Annotated in this window: 1 protein-coding gene; it reads right to left on the bottom strand. The window is 79.4% G+C overall.

Going from position 1 to position 880, the window contains the following annotated elements:
* On the bottom strand, positions 1-880 hold an 880-nt coding region (locus CBZ_RS18055; protein WP_281274904.1), incomplete at both ends, for an FtsK/SpoIIIE domain-containing protein.

Below are 880 nucleotides of genomic sequence, written 5' to 3'. Positions count from 1 at the left end.
GGCCGGCGCGGTGCTCGGGCGAGCCGCGCCGGGGGCGTCCCCACCCCCGGACGGGCACGCGCCACCTGGACGAGCTCGAGCGGTCGGGAGCCGCGGCGCACGAGCGCGCGCCCGGGCAGCCGGGCGTCGATCCGGGCGGCGTCGACCGCCTCGACGACGTCGCGCGAGTCGGCCTCGTCGGTGACGCGCAGCGCGATGCGCAGGCCGACGTTCGCCCGCAGGTCGGCGCTCACGACCCCCGCGGGCCGCTGGGTCGCGAGGACGAGGTGGATGCCGAGCGAGCGGCCCTGCGCGGCGAGGCGGGCGAGCGTCGCGACGGCGTCGGGGACGTCGTCGGCGAGGGCCCGCAGCTCGTCGACGACCACGAGCAGCCGTGGCGGGGGCGTCGGTTCGCCGGTGCGGCGGTCGGCGACATCCGTGAGATCGGTGAGGTCGGTGACGCCGCGTTCCGCGAGGATCCGTTCGCGGCGCCGCACCTCGGCGCGCAGCCCGGTGAGGACGCGGTGGGTGCGGGCGGTGTCGAGGTCCGTGACGTGCTCGAGCACGTGGGGGAGACCCGCGACGGCCCCGAGCCCCGTGCCGCCTTTGAAGTCGACGAGGAGCACGGCGAGGCGCTCGGGCGGGTGCGCGGTCGCGAGCGCGAGCACGAGGGTGCTGAGCAGCTCGGACTTGCCGGCGCCGGTCGTGCCGGCCACCAGGGCGTGCGGACCGTCCGCGACGAGGTCGAGCGTCACCGGTGCGCGGCCCGGCCCCCGCCCCAGGGGTGCGGCGAGCCCGGGTCGGCGGGCGTCCCACGCGGCCGCGACGGCCCCCGCGTCGGGTCGCGGCACGTGGGGCAGGTCCCCGAGGTCGACGGCACCCGGCGGCGCGAGGTCGGGGG

Source organism: Cellulomonas biazotea (assembly GCF_004306155.1).
GTDB lineage: Bacteria > Actinomycetota > Actinomycetes > Actinomycetales > Cellulomonadaceae > Cellulomonas > Cellulomonas biazotea.
Note: the sequence above shows the minus strand (reverse complement) of the source record. Positions and strands in the feature narration are given on the sequence as shown.